This is a genomic window from Clostridium lentum (assembly GCF_014287815.1).
Classification (GTDB): domain Bacteria; phylum Bacillota; class Clostridia; order Clostridiales; family Clostridiaceae; genus Clostridium; species Clostridium lentum.
Map to the genome: position 1 here is coordinate 23653 of NZ_JACOOQ010000018.1, position 13896 is coordinate 37548.

The window sequence follows — 13896 nt, forward strand, 5'->3', positions numbered from 1 at the left end:
ATTTGATATGCTCCATCATTATACTAAATCCACAAATATTATCTACTTTGTTAATACTAAGATTTGTTATATTTATGAATTTATACTTAATATATTAAACTATTTTTTTAATTTTTCTTATTCTTCTGATAAAATATAAACTCCCGTAAAGGGGTTTATATTTCTAAAAACAATAACTAAGATCTTTCATTACCTTCATAAAAAGCCATTCCACTAGTTACATCTACTACATCAAAGCCCTTATACTTTAATTCTCTACATGTAATAGCACTTCTTCTGCCTGCTTTACACATTATGTAATACTTTTTATCCTTTTCTAAATATTTATCTGGATTATTTAATAAAGTATCCATTGGTATATTTTTAGCAGTTCTTAAACTTCCACATTTAAATTCATGAGGCTCTCTTATATCTATTAAATTAATTTCTCCAATAAGCTCATCAATTTCGTTTATATCTATTGTTCTTTCATTAAGATTAAAATTAAACATTTTTCTTCCTCCAATTATTTATTTACTATTTTTATATTTTAACATATTTGAATAAAAAAATAGTCATAAATAATTGCCATGAGAAAATCTACCTATTAATAACTTTAACTTGAAATGATTCCATAACTTCTAATGACTTCTTATGCATTTCTTCATCAAAACCAGCAGTAAGCGAAGCATCCACAATTATTTCTGCATTAACAAATTGAGATTGAAAAGTAACTGCATTACTAATAACGCATATATTGGTCACAACTCCTACCAACTCTATTTCTTCAATATCATCATAAACCTTTTTAGCAATGTCCAACATATCTTCCGGTGATAGTCCAAAGGACTTTTTATTATAATGAAGTGTATTTTCTACATCTTTGAACTTCTTTAACTCTCCATATAAATCGTGTCCTTCAGTATCTATGATACAATGCTTCACTGGCAACTTTTTGCCTTCCCTAGTATGTAGATAATTTTCAAAATGAGTGTCATAAGTAAATATTACTTTATCTCCCCTATTTAAATATTCCTCTATCTTATTACATATGCCTTTTTCTAAAGTTTCTGCTTTTACAAAACCTAAAGCACCGTTAACAAAATCATTTTGATAATCAACTACTACAAGTAACTTTGCCATAATATATTATCCTCCCACTTTTATTAATATAAAAAAATAAATACCATCATATGTGTATATACACTTGTAATAGTATTGTATATAGATACTTTTTTCAAGCTTTTTTATAATCTTTTTTCCATATAAAACTTGAAAATATATAATTTTTATACGTATATAAGCGAACTACTTTATTAAATTAATTAATTATCTTAATTATTTTTAGCTTATTGTAATTTTTTTCCACAAAACATATAATATTATTATGATTTATTTAATAAGGAGATGAAGCTTTGGAAAATAGTAGTTGCAAGAAGAATTTTTTTGAGGTTTTTTTAGAAGAAAGAATAATCCCTGATCCAGATATTCTTTTAGGAAAAGCCTTAAAATACTTAAAAAATACCGGAAGAAAAGTTTCACTGATTGGGTTTGATGAAACTTCTGCCCCTATAGTAAATATCGATGAGGAATCATACATTTTCGATAAGTACTTTGGAATATGGGAGCATGCTAGGTTTACTAAAACAAATAAAGAGGCTACAGACTCAACAGCTTCTGAAAGAAAGATTAAAATTGAATCATATTTATAAATATGTAATTCATGATTTTAATTAATATTACTTTCTCAAAACAATTAACCTAAAAGGACAACTAATAATTTTAGCTGTCCTTTTATATTGCTTCTTTCTTTAGAATATATAAACACTTATTATACTAATTTATCATCTTCTTTAGCCATTTCTTATTTTGATACTTTTTTCTCTATTTTAACTTTAGATGGCATCTTTTTAATAAAAGTCCCCTGTACCTTTAAATTATCTTTATTCTTTTGTACCATTATAGGATCATTTGTTAATGTTATGGCCTTTTTACTACAAAAATCTTGGCACAAACCACAAAAAGTACAAGATGCCATATCAAAGGACATGGTAATTTCTTGTCCATCTTCTACTGGCTTTATGCTCTTAGTTATAGCATTGCCTGCACATACCCTTATACATAATCCACAACCAATACAAGCATCTTCATTAAAGCTTAATCTTCCTCGATAATTATCAGCTGATTTTAATTCTTCAATAGAGCCTTCTTCTGTAATAGGCTTTTTAAATACATTTTTTATTCCTTCTGTAAGAAATGGAATTTTAAACATTATATTTCTTCCCTCCTACGCTTATTTAATATTTCAACAGCTTCTAGTATTCCTTTTAAGATTGCTTCTGGTTTAGGTGAACAACCTGCCACTGATACATCCACCTTTGTCCATTTATCCAAAGGTCCATCAACAGAGTAACTATCCTTAAATACATTACCTGAAGCAGGGCATGATCCTACTGATACTATAACTTTTGGTTCTGGCACTTGTGACAACACATTTATCATTCTTTCTCTGCATTGTGTTGTAACTGGCCCTGTTATAAGCACTATATCTGCATGTTTAGGTGAAGCTGTAAGCTTCACACCAAACCTTTCTGCATCGTATTTAGGACCTAGCAATGCCATTATTTCAATATCACAGCCGTTACAAGAACCAGTATTTAAATGATATATCCACGGAGATTTTTCTCTACTTTTTTCAATTAATGACATAAGCTTTTCCTCCTATATATTCATACTCACTAAAAAATAACTTATTACTGATAATATTGTAGGTATTGTCCAATAAAATTTAAACATTTGATGTGCCTTATACCTTCCCATAGATCCTCTTACTATAGATAAGCAGACTATAGTTATTAAAGTTGATAAAGCTATCATAATTACTGTATTAATTATTAAATTAATAGAAGTGCTTCCAAACTCCACAAATATATTTCCTAAAAACAAGGCCACAAAAAGCATAGCCATTACATAGCTTTTAATGCTATGACTTAATTTAAATAAACTTAAATATATTCCACTATATTCAACTAAAGGTCCTTCACATATTTCTGTTTCTGCTTCTGCTACATCAAAAGGTGCTACTCCTACCTTAGCTGGTAAAATCATTAAAAATGCTATAGCTGCAGGCAATAAAGCTAAAGAAAACATAAAATTCCCCTCTATTGCCTGTGCTTTTTCTATAAGCTCCATGGAATAAATAGTTTCAGTACCTAATATCTTTCCTGCCTTCTTACATACATCTATAATAATTATAATTAAAGGAAGTTCATACCCTATAATTGATACCACTTCCCTGGATAATCCTATGGAAGCAAATGGTGATGCTGATGCCATTGCTCCAATTATTAAAGCTAAAGATGGGATAATAAGTAGATATATTAATACCACCACATCTGCTGTACTTTTTATAAAAGTATACTTTCCCAAAGGAATAAATAACGGTATGATTACTATACTTACCACTGCTATAACAGGAGCAATAATAAATAACTTTCTATTGGCACTAGAAGGTATAATTGTATCTTTTCCTAAAAGCTTTATAAAATCATAAAAGCTCTGACTTATCTTGGGCCCTCTTCTTCTTTGCATCTTTGCTACAATCTTTCTATCTAATCCAGATATGAAAAATCCTATTAAACTTGAAAAAATTATCCCTGGAAATACAAGTATATATAAAATTATCTTTAAATATTCCATATTTCCACCTCCTATAAAAATATAAAGGAAAGTATTGTTACTACTATCAGCATAGTTACAATCCAAAGTGAGTAGGTATTTACACTTCCATTATGTGCATTTTCAATAAATTTAAAATATCCCTTTAATTCATGCTTCATTGGCCAAAATAAATCACTTGAATTCACCTTAGTAGCTTCTTCATTTTCTCCTCCAATAAATACATCAAACTTCCTACTACCTCTATTTATATATGCTTCACTTAAATCTTTATCTTCATCTATTGAGTACTTCATATTAAACAGGATGAAAATAAATATTGCTAAAAGCACTACTATAAACAATATAAAAAAGTTTCCTGGAGAATATATTCCACTTATCTTTATTGTAGTATCTATACTTTCACTGGTACCAATATTAAGTGCTGCATTGATGTAGGAGTCTATATTGAGGATACAAGATATAACTGGACTTAATATATATTTCATCATAACTCTTGGAAATAGCCCTAAAACTAATGTACCTATAGATAAGACAGACATTGGTACTTTCATAGAAAAAGGTACCTCTTTTATCTGTCCACCACCTATATTTTCTGGGCCAAAAAAAACTGAATGTCCTACCTTTATGAAAGATGCCAAAGTCATAGCCGATACCACTACAGCTACAACAGTAACTATTTCCACTCTACCTTGTGATGCACTTTCATAAATAATCCACTTGGAAGCAAACCCATTAAAAGGAGGTATTCCACTGATAGCTGCTGCTCCAAATAAAAACATAGTCATGGTAAAAGGCATTTTTTTACCTAATCCTGATATTGAATTTAAATCAGTTGTACCAGTTGTATATAATACTGCACCAGCACATAAAAATAATAATCCCTTAAAGACGGCATGATTTATCATATGATATAATGCACCTGCCATAGCCAAATCTTGAATCTTGCCAGTACATATAATTGCTACCCCAAATGCACTTACAATATAGCCAATTTGTGAAACTGAATGAAAAGCCAAAAGTCTTTTAAAATCATGCTGCAATAATGCCATGGTTACACCAACTATCATTGTTGCAATACCCCAAACAATAATTAGATAACCTACGTATTTATTGTCATTAAGTGCAAATATACCAAATAATATTCTTATTACTGCATATATTCCTGTTTTGCTCATAACACCTGATAATATCATAGAAATTGATGAAGGTGCTGCCATATGGGCATCTGTAGGCCAAGTATGACATGGAACCATAAAAGCTTTTACGGCATATCCTACCATCATGGAGCTAAAAGCTAAGATGGTAATTGAAGACATTTCTGAAGTATTTCTTAGTATATCTATTATTTCTGCTAAATTTAAAGTTTTAGTTTCTGTATATAATAAAACTGTTCCTAGCAATATAAGGGATGACCCTAATGAACCTGTTACTATATATTTGAATGCTGCTTCCAAGGATTTATCCTTATAATTTCTAAAGGCAGTCAATGAAATAGCTGCAAAAGTCATTATCTCTAGCATTACATACATATTAAACAAATCACCTGTAAATACAAATCCTAGCATACTACCTGATAAAAGTAGGAACAATGCATAATATTTATCAAGTCCATTATCTTTACTCATATATTTTAAAGAATAAATAGCTGAGAGCAAACAAGCTATTGAAATTATAAGTGCCATAAATATACCTAGTGCATCAACTTCTAATGCTATACCAAAGGCCTTTCCAGCCAATGGTTTCCAATTCCCTAGCCATACAGTTATGGTATCATTGTTAAACATTACAGGCTTTATCATCAAGATCACTGCAATTACGCTTACTAATAATGCTACTATAACAAAGATTTTTTTTAGCTTCATGTACTTATTTTTAAATAAGCCTATAACAAAGGCTATGGCTATTGGTGTAATAATTGCTATAAGTGGAAGATTATTTAATATTTCTTTATTCATCCTTTAATCCTCCTTACTTCATCACTATCTATACTGCCATAATGTTCATTTATCTTAATGACTAGTGATAGTGCTAATGCTGAAACACAAGCTCCTATTACTATGGATGTAAGTGTAAGAGCTTGTGGAATAGGATCAACAAATTTAGCTGCTCCATCAGTAAATATTGGTGTTGTTGCATCATTTCTATATCCAATTGAAATAAGCAGTAAATTTATTCCTGAATCAACTATTCCCATACCAATAACTATTTTAATAAGATTTTTCTTTAAAACTATGATAGCTAGTCCTATAAATATCAGTAAAAATGCTCCTATATAATTAATGGTCATGATTATTCATCCCCTTTCGATTTCAAATTTGATACCATTATTAAAATCAAAAAAGATACTCCTGCAAAAACTTTAAATCCTACTGCAAAATTCATTAGAAATATACTACCTGATGAAAATAATTCTCCTGGCTCACCTAAATAAAATATATTTTTAAAAAATGTTCCACCAAAAACAAATCCTAGAAAAGCCAATATTATAAAACCTAAAGCACCAATATCTTCACCAATCTTAAGGACATTCACCTTTATTTTTTTACTTAAATTTTTAATGCCATAAGACACATATAAAATTGCAAAGGCTCCAGCAACCAATACTCCTCCTTGAAATCCTCCACCTGGTGATAAATGGCCATGTATAATGATATATAAGCCTAAAGTTATTATTATTGGAAGTACTAAATCTGAACAACAGGTAAGAATTGAATCCTTTCTCATTCTTTTATTATTCATCTTTATTATTCACCTCATCTTTCTTACTGCTTCTTAAAACAGCACTAACACCACAAATAGCCGTAAATAGAACTATAGATTCTCCTAACGTATCATATCCACGAAAATCAAATACTACAGCAGTTACAGAGTTAAGGGCTGAAGTCTTAGAGATGGTTTCATTAAGGACTATTTGTGAAGCATCACCTAAATCCCTATTTTCTTCAATATTGAAACCTACATATATAAAAGAGGCTAATAACGCAAACAAAATAATATATGTTATCTTTTTACCCATTTTTCTCCTCCTTATTTTTATTTCTCTTAACATTATTTAAAGTTATGATAAAAATTACTGGAGTTAGTATTGCTCCTACTGCACCTTCAGCTATGGCCACGTCTGGTGCCTTTAAAAGTAGGAATTCTAATGCTAAAAATGTCCCTAAAACTGAAGTAGCTATAATGCATTGTAATACATCATCGAGAATAAATATGGATACCGCTGAAATTATAAGCCCTATTATTATGATGGCATTGACAATATTAAATGCTGTCATTTTATATCCCTCCCATAATGATCGTACTTAACTTTATTGCTTTTTTCATCTAAATGCTTATATGCCGCCTTTGCCATAGCATGGGAAGCCACTGGATTAGTGATTAATAAAAAGAAAATTATTATAAGTGATTTAATACCAATAGAAATGTTATTGTTAAGAAACCCATATATACTACAAGCTAAAGCTATTGGCATAGCCCCCATTGTTGCAATATTGGTTGAAGATTGTAATCTGCAAAGAGTATCAGGCATTCTAAGTATCCCAACCACTCCTGCAAAGGTAAAAAAGATTCCCATTATAATAAGTATTAGTATTATGATTTCCCATATACCCATTATAATTCCCCCTTTATATATTTAGATATGAGTACTGTACCAATAAATCCTAAAAGAGTTATTATAAGTCCTAGATCTAAATACATGGCTCTATTTTTTAAAGCACCAAATAAAACCATTATTATACCAGCTAAAATATCAATGGCATCTGCACTAAGCACCCTATCAATAATAGTTGGCCCTTTAATAACCCTATAAATTAGTATTAATGAAAAAATAGCAAATATTATAGCTGTTCCCTTAAATAGCAAATCAATATTCATTAATCAAATATCCTCCTTATATATTTTTCAAACTTGCCCTTAATAATTTTTGCCGCCTTTTTTCCATCATCTGTAGTGCTATTAAGCCAATGCACATATAGGTAATTTTTATTTTTTTCTTCATATATATCCATAGTTATTGTTCCTGGAGTCAACGTTATGCAATTAGAAAGCATTGATAATCCCCAATCTGATGAAAGATTTGTTTGTATTTTTACAATAGCAGGATTTACTTCTATCTTCTTAAATGATAGTGCTTTTTTTGCCACATCCCAATTGGCTTTAATAAGTTCAATACTATAAATAGGAATAAAAATTAAAAGATTAACAAGCCTAAATTTTTTAAATAACCAAAATCCATCTTTCTTAACAAAAAACTGACTACAAAACACTCCTACCACCACAGCTACAACTAGTCCTGTAATTAATTCCTCATATCCTAACTTAAAAATATTAAAATCTTGTGCCAAAAAAAGTATCCAAAAAATATATGATAATAGAAACGTTGAAAAAAAAGCTTTAAACTTCATATATGATTTCCCCTATCCTTTATATTTTTTAATGAGCCACTCTGCAAATGGCTGTATTTCTGATTCATCTGTAGAATCTATCTTAAATACCTCTGCTTCCTTATTTCTCTCCCATAACTCCTCTTCCACTTTTCCATCATTAAAGTTAAAATACTTTGCCATATCATATTTATTTAATACCACTGCATTAGCCTTAATAAACATAAGTGGATATTTTACTACCTTGTCATCACCTTCTGGAATACTTAACAATGCTATTCTTAAATTTTCACCAATATCAAATTCTGCTGGGCATACTAAATTTCCTATATTTTCCACAAAAATCATATTAATCTTATCTAAATCAAAATAAGGTAATATATTTTCAATGGACTTAGCTTCAATATGACAGGCACCTTCTGTATTTAACTGCACCACTGGAAAACCTTCTTTTTGAATTCTTTCAGCATCAATGGTACCTTCAATATCGCCTTCTATTACACCTGAACTAATTCCTTTATCTCTTAAATATTTAATTAAGTTAACAATAAATGTTGTTTTACCTGCTCCTGGAGATCCCATTACATTAACCATATAAATATTTTTCTCTTGAAGAATACTTCTAACTTTACTGCTTATATCCTCATTCCACTCTAATATCTGTCTCATAACCTTAATTTGCATTTATTCCACCTCCATAGTATCAATATAAAATTCTCTACCTTTTACTATTTTATAATCAGATTTACCACAACTTGGACAAACATATTGCTTATTTATAAACTTTCCTTCAAATCCACAATTATGGCACTTAATCATTACCTTTTCATAAGCAATTGATATTTCTGCATCTTCAGCTAAAGTTCCTTTAGCAGCAATATTAAAATAATATGATATACAATTTGGCATAAGACCTGTAAGCTCTCCTACTACTATATTTATCTTCTTTATTTTTTCTATATTGTGTTTTTTTCCTTCATCTAAACATATTTTTAAAATTCCTTCAGTTACTGACAATTCATGCATAATATCACCTATCTAAACATGAGAAACATGGATCTATACTAGCTACAATAAGACCTGCATCAGCAATGGTGTTATCTTTAAGCATCACAGGCACTGTGGCTGCATTTTTAAAGGTTGGTACATGAATATTAACTCGACTATTAGTCTGTCCACCATTAGAAACTACAAAATACGATACTTCTCCCCTTGGTGCTTCTGTTACTGCTAATGATTCTCCCTTAGGCACTCTAGGAATTTTATTTCCTAAGTTTATAGGTCCATCTGGCATATTTTTTACTGCCTGCTTGATTATTTTAAAGCTTTCTTCAATTTCCACAAGCCTTACTACAGCTCTTGAAAATACATCTCCATCTTCTGCTAATGCTACCTTAAAATCAAAATCTTCATAGCTGTTATAAGGCATAGTTTTTCTTACATCAAAATTTACATTAGATGCTCTACCATGTGGTCCACAAGCTCCATAAATTAAAGCATCTTCATGAGTCAGTATACCAACTCCTTTTGTCCTTGCAGCTATGCTGCTATCACTGTCATATATATCATATATACCTTTAAACTCTTCCTCAGTTTCCTTAATGACTTTTAATAATTCATTAAATTGTTCTTTACTTATATCTCTTCTGGCCCCTCCTATTATATTCATAGCGTAATTAACTCTATTACCTGTGATTATTTCCAACATTTCCATTATTCTTTCTCTAGTTGCAAAACATTTCATGAATAATGAATCAAAAGCTATGAGATGTGCTGCAAGTCCAAGCCATAAAAAATGAGAATGAATTCTTTCTAGTTCACTGATGATAATCCTTATATACTGTCCTCTCTTAGGAACTTCCAGACCAGCTATATCTTCTACGGCTAAGCAATATGTCATGGCATGTGAATGTGAGCAAATTCCACACACCCTTTCCACCAAAGTTATTGTTTGAATATAATTCCTTACTTCTGTTAGTTTTTCAATTCCTCTATGGTTATATCCAATAAAGACTTCTGCTTTCTTTATAAGCTCACCTTCTGTGTAGAGCTTCACATGAACCGGCTCTTCAAGAGATGGATGATATGGTCCTAATGGTAAAACATAACTCAAATCAATACCTCCTAACTATCCTTTAATTTTTTAAGTTCATTTAAAGGCAATACTAATATTTTTCCTTCTCCATTTTTAAATTCATCTGGCAAAAATAATCTTCCACTTCTTTTAAGCCCAATAAACTTTACTGGCATCATCTCTTCTATTTCCTCTTCAAACCAAGCAGCTCCTATATATATGCTTGTAGCTGTAGGTATTTCTCTTTGATCTTCCAATTTAAGAATTTCCCTAACTTCATCATGCTCAATAGTATAAATCACCATCATCTGTCCCTCTTCATTTATATATCCATTGATACATACAAGCCGCCCACCACTTTTTATATTTGTTTCCAGTTCATTTAATAACTTATCTTTTTCTATTGCTCTTTTAATTATTTTTCCCATAAGACCTCCTTAAAAATTTCACTTTGGAAATATTTGTAATTATACTATAATTATACTTTATTTATATCCATATTTAACAATAAATTCTTATATATTCATAAGTTTATTTATGAAGTTTTCTTTCATTTTTGTTTATCAAAGTACCTTTATATGATATAATCAACTTAAATAATTTAAATTTGTAAAGCTTATACATGATTAACTCAACATAATACTCAGCCTTGAGTCAGGGTTATTTCATTGAATAAATATATTATATTTATAGTAAAAGGAGTTTTTTGAATGGGTTTCAAAGATAAAATGACTAAATACTACTCAGATGCTTATATGGAAAAATACGGAGATAGAATGACAAGTGTAGCTGGAACAATTTTATCAGTTAAAACTGAAGTTAAAAGCATTCTAGGAATTTTTAATAAATTACATGTATTTTTAGTTGTTAAACCTGAAGTTGGTAAACAAGTTGTAAAATGTGAATATAAACAGAATAAATGGTTTAAAAAGCCTCAATTTATTGATGTAAATCAAGGTCATAAAGTTATTATAATGGGATTAAAAGGTATTAAAGGAAAAGCTAACTCAGAAAATATTCTTGTTTCTAATATAGCAAACTTAACAACAAAAAAAGACCTTCATCCTTTTGATCATAGCCAAATAAAGAAAGCTAGACAACAATCTACTAAGATGATGAGAAGATAAAAAAGCACTACAATAAAAATGGTGATTATAAAATAGAAAATACTGTATCAAATGTTAAGTTGATACAGTATTTTTAACTTTACTTATAAAATTTGCCCTCTACTTCTCTTATTAATATAATTTACAGCTCTCATTTTGAATCTTTCACTTTCACCTAATTTATAAAAATTCTTTAAATCCATTGTCAAGAATAAAGTATCTAAAGCTAAATAATTTAAATCTCTTAAATTATCAATATCTTTTTCTTCCACTTCTACCTTATCACATCTTAACTTTAACTCTTCAAATAATTCACTATACTTTTCAAGATTATTCATAATTATATCATCATAATTTGCAATATCACTTTCCATAACCATTTGAATAAACTTCACGTATTCCTTATTTAATTCATTATATTCTTCGTATGTTTTTACTAGTTCCATTCCTATCCCTCTTTTTAATGTATTTTATCTATTATTATACACATAAAAAATTATTATTAAAATTAATTTTATCTGCATATATTTATATAAACTTTTATGGCTACGTAAAGGCTTACTACTTTTATGTAAAATTTTTCTTCCTCTTCTTCATGATGAGGTATCTTTTTAAAGGAGTTTTTTTATGAAATATAATGGAGCAGAAATATTAGTAAAACTTTTAGAAAAACAAGGGGTAGAATATATAGCTGGAATTCCTGGCGGTTTTAATTTACCTATATATGATGCACTATATAATAGCAATATTAAACATATATTATCTAGACATGAACAAGGTGCTGGCTTCATTGCTCAAGGTATTTCCAGATCTTCCAATAAGATAGGTGTATGCCTTGCTACTTCTGGTCCTGGTGCCACTAACCTCCTTACTGCTATAGCTGATGCCAAGCTAGATTCTATACCTATGGTTGCCATCACTGGACAAGTTCCTTATTCAGCCATCGGTACTGATGCTTTTCAGGAAGTTGATGCTTATGGACTTACTATTCCTATTACCAAGCATAATTTTATAATAAGAAAAATTGAAGACATATTTTATGTTGTTCCAGAAGCTTTTAAAATTGCTACGGAAGGTCGACCTGGCCCTGTTTTAATAGATTTTCCGAAAAATATTCAAAGCGAAGTGATTGAGTTTAAGAAATTTCCTTCTATAGAAGAAAATAAAGTGGATATAGATATACCTAATACCAATGCTTTATCATATATTGGAACACAAATTAATAAAGCCAAAAGACCAATTATATATGCAGGTGGCGGAATTATAAGTTCTAATTCCTCAAAATATCTTTATGACTTAGCTAAGAAAAATAATATTCCTGTAGCATTAACATTGATGGGCCTTGGAGCATTCTCTGCTGATGATGAATTATATTTAGGAATGCTAGGTATGCACGGCTGTCCATTTACTAATATTTTAATAAATGAAGCAGACCTAATATTAGCTTTTGGGGTAAGATTTGATGACAGAGCCACTGGCGATATAAAAAAATTCTGCCCTAAGGCATCAATTATTCATGTAGATATTGATGAATCGGAAATAAATAAAGTTAAAAATAGTAGTATATCTATGAATTGCTCCATTAATTCATTTTTAAAAGCAATTATTGGCTACATAGATGAAAATCCTAGAACTAGCTGGATACAACGTATTAATTGCTTTAAAAATAAATATCCATTACCTTCATATGATGACCCTATGCATCCTGCTAATATCATTTCTTTTGTAGCTGATAAAATACCTGATGATTCTATTATAGTAACAGATGTGGGACAACATCAAATGTGGACTGCTCAAAGATATCCATTTAAATATCCAAAAACACTATTAACTTCCGGTGGACTAGGTACCATGGGCTTTGCCCTCCCGGCAGCTATAGGAGCATCTCTATATAATCCTCAAAAGCTCATTGTTTCCTTTAGTGGAGATGGGTCCATACTTATGAATATTCAAGAATTAGCCACATTAGCAGAAACAAAATCTAATATAAAACTATTAATTATCAATAATCATCATCTTGGATTAGTTCGTCAACAACAAAACTTATTTTATCATAAACACTATATTGCTTCTGAATTTATCTTCAATCCAAATTTTAAAACCATTGCTGAAGGCTTTGGCATCAAAGGTTATGATTTAAGTAATGAAAGTGATCCACTTGAAAAACTCACAGCTTTGCTCACTGAAATTGGACCTGCTGTTATTAATATTCCAATTAATGATGATGAAAATATTTATCCTATGGTTCCACCTGGTGCTGCCAATACTGAAATGATAGGAGGTATACCTATAAATGATTAATACTGATTTTTATCTTATTGAACTTCATGTTAGGAATCATCCTGGAGTAATGAGTCATATTACAAATCTTTTTGCCAGAAGAGGATTTAATCTTGAAGGAATATTATGTGGAGAAGTTGGTGATGGAAAGACTAGCAAGATATATCTACTTGTAAAAAATGATTTATATCTAGATCAAGTTATAAAGCAGCTGCAAAAATTATATGACGTATTAGATGTATCGCTACATCAAGATTATAACCATTCAGTTTTTAAATCCTTATCAATTCTTTTAAATTTAAAATAAATTCATAAAAAATATTTTTTAGTATACACTAGATTAATATTCAAAAAAATATAAAAAATCCTTAAGAGAATTGCCTTTTAAGGA

General features: G+C 29.7%; 22 protein-coding genes. 4 read left to right on the forward strand and 18 right to left on the reverse strand.

The features are described from left to right. Positions 1–176 precede the first annotated feature (176 nt). Together H8R92_RS10500 and H8R92_RS10505 are read right to left on the reverse strand one after the other, a co-directional pair. A complete protein-coding gene (locus H8R92_RS10500) occupies positions 177–491 on the reverse strand; it encodes a rhodanese-like domain-containing protein (RefSeq protein WP_022211540.1) in 315 nt (104 codons plus the stop codon). Positions 492–579: 88 nt separating this feature from the next. Next, the gene (locus H8R92_RS10505) at positions 580–1122 is read right to left on the reverse strand and encodes a cysteine hydrolase family protein (RefSeq protein WP_022211539.1); all 543 of its coding nucleotides are present in this window, start codon (positions 1120–1122) and stop codon (positions 580–582) included. A 272-nt stretch (positions 1123–1394) separates the two neighbouring features. Between H8R92_RS10505 and H8R92_RS10510 the strand changes: the two genes are divergently transcribed. Beyond that, on the forward strand, positions 1395–1691 hold the full coding sequence (locus H8R92_RS10510; RefSeq protein ID WP_022211538.1) for a hypothetical protein: 297 nt from the start codon (positions 1395–1397) through the stop codon (positions 1689–1691). Positions 1692–1843: 152 nt separating this feature from the next. Here H8R92_RS10510 and H8R92_RS10515 read toward each other — a convergent pair whose 3' ends face one another. From H8R92_RS10515 to H8R92_RS10585, 15 genes are read right to left on the reverse strand one after another with little or no spacing between them, the layout of a single operon-like run. Continuing rightward, the gene (locus H8R92_RS10515; RefSeq protein WP_022211537.1) at positions 1844–2251 is read right to left on the reverse strand and encodes a 4Fe-4S binding protein; all 408 of its coding nucleotides are present in this window, start codon (positions 2249–2251) and stop codon (positions 1844–1846) included. Beyond that, the gene (locus H8R92_RS10520) at positions 2251–2688 is read right to left on the reverse strand and encodes an NADH-quinone oxidoreductase subunit B family protein (protein ID WP_022211536.1); all 438 of its coding nucleotides are present in this window, start codon (positions 2686–2688) and stop codon (positions 2251–2253) included. Before H8R92_RS10520 ends, H8R92_RS10515 begins: the two co-directional genes overlap by 1 nt. 12 nt (positions 2689–2700) lie before the next feature. Continuing rightward, positions 2701–3678, reverse strand: coding sequence for a respiratory chain complex I subunit 1 family protein (locus H8R92_RS10525; RefSeq protein WP_186835425.1), 978 nt, complete (start codon positions 3676–3678; stop codon positions 2701–2703). Positions 3679–3689: 11 nt separating this feature from the next. Further along, on the reverse strand, positions 3690–5615 hold the full coding sequence (locus H8R92_RS10530) for a proton-conducting transporter transmembrane domain-containing protein (RefSeq protein ID WP_022211534.1): 1926 nt from the start codon (positions 5613–5615) through the stop codon (positions 3690–3692). Further along, a complete protein-coding gene (locus H8R92_RS10535) occupies positions 5612–5947 on the reverse strand; it encodes a sodium:proton antiporter (protein WP_022211533.1) in 336 nt (111 codons plus the stop codon). Before H8R92_RS10535 ends, H8R92_RS10530 begins: the two co-directional genes overlap by 4 nt. Positions 5948–5949: 2 nt before the next feature. Further along, entirely contained in the window at positions 5950–6399 is a 450-nt protein-coding gene (locus H8R92_RS10540; RefSeq protein ID WP_022211532.1) for an MnhB domain-containing protein, read from the reverse strand. After that, positions 6392–6676: a hydrogen gas-evolving membrane-bound hydrogenase subunit E gene (mbhE, locus tag H8R92_RS10545; protein WP_022211531.1), complete on the reverse strand. Its 285-nt coding sequence runs from the start codon at positions 6674–6676 to the stop codon at positions 6392–6394. The genes H8R92_RS10540 and mbhE overlap by 8 nt, the downstream gene beginning before the upstream one ends. Further along, entirely contained in the window at positions 6669–6935 is a 267-nt protein-coding gene (locus tag H8R92_RS10550) for a Na(+)/H(+) antiporter subunit B (RefSeq protein WP_022211530.1), read from the reverse strand. The genes mbhE and H8R92_RS10550 overlap by 8 nt, the downstream gene beginning before the upstream one ends. Next, positions 6932–7273 (reverse strand): monovalent cation/H(+) antiporter subunit G, encoded by a 342-nt coding sequence (mnhG, locus tag H8R92_RS10555; protein WP_022211529.1) that lies wholly within the window; start codon positions 7271–7273, stop codon positions 6932–6934. The genes H8R92_RS10550 and mnhG overlap by 4 nt, the downstream gene beginning before the upstream one ends. Beyond that, complete coding sequence (locus H8R92_RS10560) at positions 7273–7536, reverse strand: MrpF/PhaF family protein (protein WP_022211528.1); 264 nt, start codon at positions 7534–7536, stop codon at positions 7273–7275. The genes mnhG and H8R92_RS10560 overlap by 1 nt, the downstream gene beginning before the upstream one ends. Beyond that, positions 7536–8066, reverse strand: coding sequence for a Na+/H+ antiporter subunit E (locus tag H8R92_RS10565; protein ID WP_022211527.1), 531 nt, complete (start codon positions 8064–8066; stop codon positions 7536–7538). Before H8R92_RS10565 ends, H8R92_RS10560 begins: the two co-directional genes overlap by 1 nt. 12 nt (positions 8067–8078) lie before the next feature. After that, complete coding sequence (gene hypB / locus H8R92_RS10570; protein ID WP_022211526.1) at positions 8079–8729, reverse strand: hydrogenase nickel incorporation protein HypB; 651 nt, start codon at positions 8727–8729, stop codon at positions 8079–8081. Continuing rightward, complete coding sequence (gene hypA, locus H8R92_RS10575; protein ID WP_022167113.1) at positions 8730–9071, reverse strand: hydrogenase maturation nickel metallochaperone HypA; 342 nt, start codon at positions 9069–9071, stop codon at positions 8730–8732. A 4-nt stretch (positions 9072–9075) separates the two neighbouring features. After that, the gene (locus H8R92_RS10580; protein ID WP_022211525.1) at positions 9076–10158 is read right to left on the reverse strand and encodes a hydrogenase large subunit; all 1083 of its coding nucleotides are present in this window, start codon (positions 10156–10158) and stop codon (positions 9076–9078) included. An 11-nt stretch (positions 10159–10169) separates the two neighbouring features. Further along, positions 10170–10547, reverse strand: a complete 378-nt coding sequence (locus tag H8R92_RS10585; protein WP_022211524.1) for an NADH-quinone oxidoreductase subunit C — start codon at positions 10545–10547, stop codon at positions 10170–10172. Positions 10548–10829: 282 nt separating this feature from the next. On the opposite strand from H8R92_RS10585, the gene H8R92_RS10590 reads away from it, so the two are divergent. After that, positions 10830–11246 (forward strand): hypothetical protein, encoded by a 417-nt coding sequence (locus H8R92_RS10590; RefSeq protein WP_022211523.1) that lies wholly within the window; start codon positions 10830–10832, stop codon positions 11244–11246. Between the two features lie 83 nt (positions 11247–11329). Here the strand turns inward: H8R92_RS10590 and H8R92_RS10595 are convergent, their stop codons facing one another. Then, a complete protein-coding gene (locus H8R92_RS10595; protein WP_022211522.1) occupies positions 11330–11671 on the reverse strand; it encodes a hypothetical protein in 342 nt (113 codons plus the stop codon). Between the two features lie 181 nt (positions 11672–11852). On the opposite strand from H8R92_RS10595, the gene ilvB reads away from it, so the two are divergent. Continuing rightward, complete coding sequence (gene ilvB, locus H8R92_RS10600; RefSeq protein ID WP_022211521.1) at positions 11853–13526, forward strand: biosynthetic-type acetolactate synthase large subunit; 1674 nt, start codon at positions 11853–11855, stop codon at positions 13524–13526. Beyond that, complete coding sequence (locus tag H8R92_RS10605) at positions 13519–13812, forward strand: ACT domain-containing protein (protein ID WP_022211520.1); 294 nt, start codon at positions 13519–13521, stop codon at positions 13810–13812. Before ilvB ends, H8R92_RS10605 begins: the two co-directional genes overlap by 8 nt. Positions 13813–13896 lie beyond the last annotated feature (84 nt).

Bases quoted from the DNA above. Each gene is read 5' to 3' on its own strand.
- H8R92_RS10550 (WP_022211530.1), bottom strand. From the start codon at position 6,935: ATGACAGCATTTAATATTGTCAATGCCATCATAATAATAGGGCTTATA.
- hypB (WP_022211526.1), bottom strand. From the start codon at position 8,729: ATGCAAATTAAGGTTATGAGACAGATATTAGAGTGGAATGAGGATATA.
- H8R92_RS10540 (WP_022211532.1), bottom strand. From the start codon at position 6,399: ATGAATAATAAAAGAATGAGAAAGGATTCAATTCTTACCTGTTGTTCA.
- H8R92_RS10565 (WP_022211527.1), bottom strand. From the start codon at position 8,066: ATGAAGTTTAAAGCTTTTTTTTCAACGTTTCTATTATCATATATTTTT.
- mbhE (WP_022211531.1), bottom strand. From the start codon at position 6,676: ATGGGTAAAAAGATAACATATATTATTTTGTTTGCGTTATTAGCCTCT.
- H8R92_RS10605 (WP_022211520.1), top strand. From the start codon at position 13,519: ATGATTAATACTGATTTTTATCTTATTGAACTTCATGTTAGGAATCAT.
- H8R92_RS10525 (WP_186835425.1), bottom strand. From the start codon at position 3,678: ATGGAATATTTAAAGATAATTTTATATATACTTGTATTTCCAGGGATA.
- H8R92_RS10585 (WP_022211524.1), bottom strand. From the start codon at position 10,547: ATGGGAAAAATAATTAAAAGAGCAATAGAAAAAGATAAGTTATTAAAT.
- H8R92_RS10530 (WP_022211534.1), bottom strand. From the start codon at position 5,615: ATGAATAAAGAAATATTAAATAATCTTCCACTTATAGCAATTATTACA.
- H8R92_RS10535 (WP_022211533.1), bottom strand. From the start codon at position 5,947: ATGACCATTAATTATATAGGAGCATTTTTACTGATATTTATAGGACTA.
- H8R92_RS10520 (WP_022211536.1), bottom strand. From the start codon at position 2,688: ATGTCATTAATTGAAAAAAGTAGAGAAAAATCTCCGTGGATATATCAT.
- H8R92_RS10590 (WP_022211523.1), top strand. From the start codon at position 10,830: ATGGGTTTCAAAGATAAAATGACTAAATACTACTCAGATGCTTATATG.
- ilvB (WP_022211521.1), top strand. From the start codon at position 11,853: ATGAAATATAATGGAGCAGAAATATTAGTAAAACTTTTAGAAAAACAA.
- H8R92_RS10560 (WP_022211528.1), bottom strand. From the start codon at position 7,536: ATGAATATTGATTTGCTATTTAAGGGAACAGCTATAATATTTGCTATT.
- H8R92_RS10595 (WP_022211522.1), bottom strand. From the start codon at position 11,671: ATGGAACTAGTAAAAACATACGAAGAATATAATGAATTAAATAAGGAA.
- H8R92_RS10505 (WP_022211539.1), bottom strand. From the start codon at position 1,122: ATGGCAAAGTTACTTGTAGTAGTTGATTATCAAAATGATTTTGTTAAC.
- mnhG (WP_022211529.1), bottom strand. From the start codon at position 7,273: ATGGGTATATGGGAAATCATAATACTAATACTTATTATAATGGGAATC.
- H8R92_RS10515 (WP_022211537.1), bottom strand. From the start codon at position 2,251: ATGTTTAAAATTCCATTTCTTACAGAAGGAATAAAAAATGTATTTAAA.
- hypA (WP_022167113.1), bottom strand. From the start codon at position 9,071: ATGCATGAATTGTCAGTAACTGAAGGAATTTTAAAAATATGTTTAGAT.
- H8R92_RS10500 (WP_022211540.1), bottom strand. From the start codon at position 491: ATGTTTAATTTTAATCTTAATGAAAGAACAATAGATATAAACGAAATT.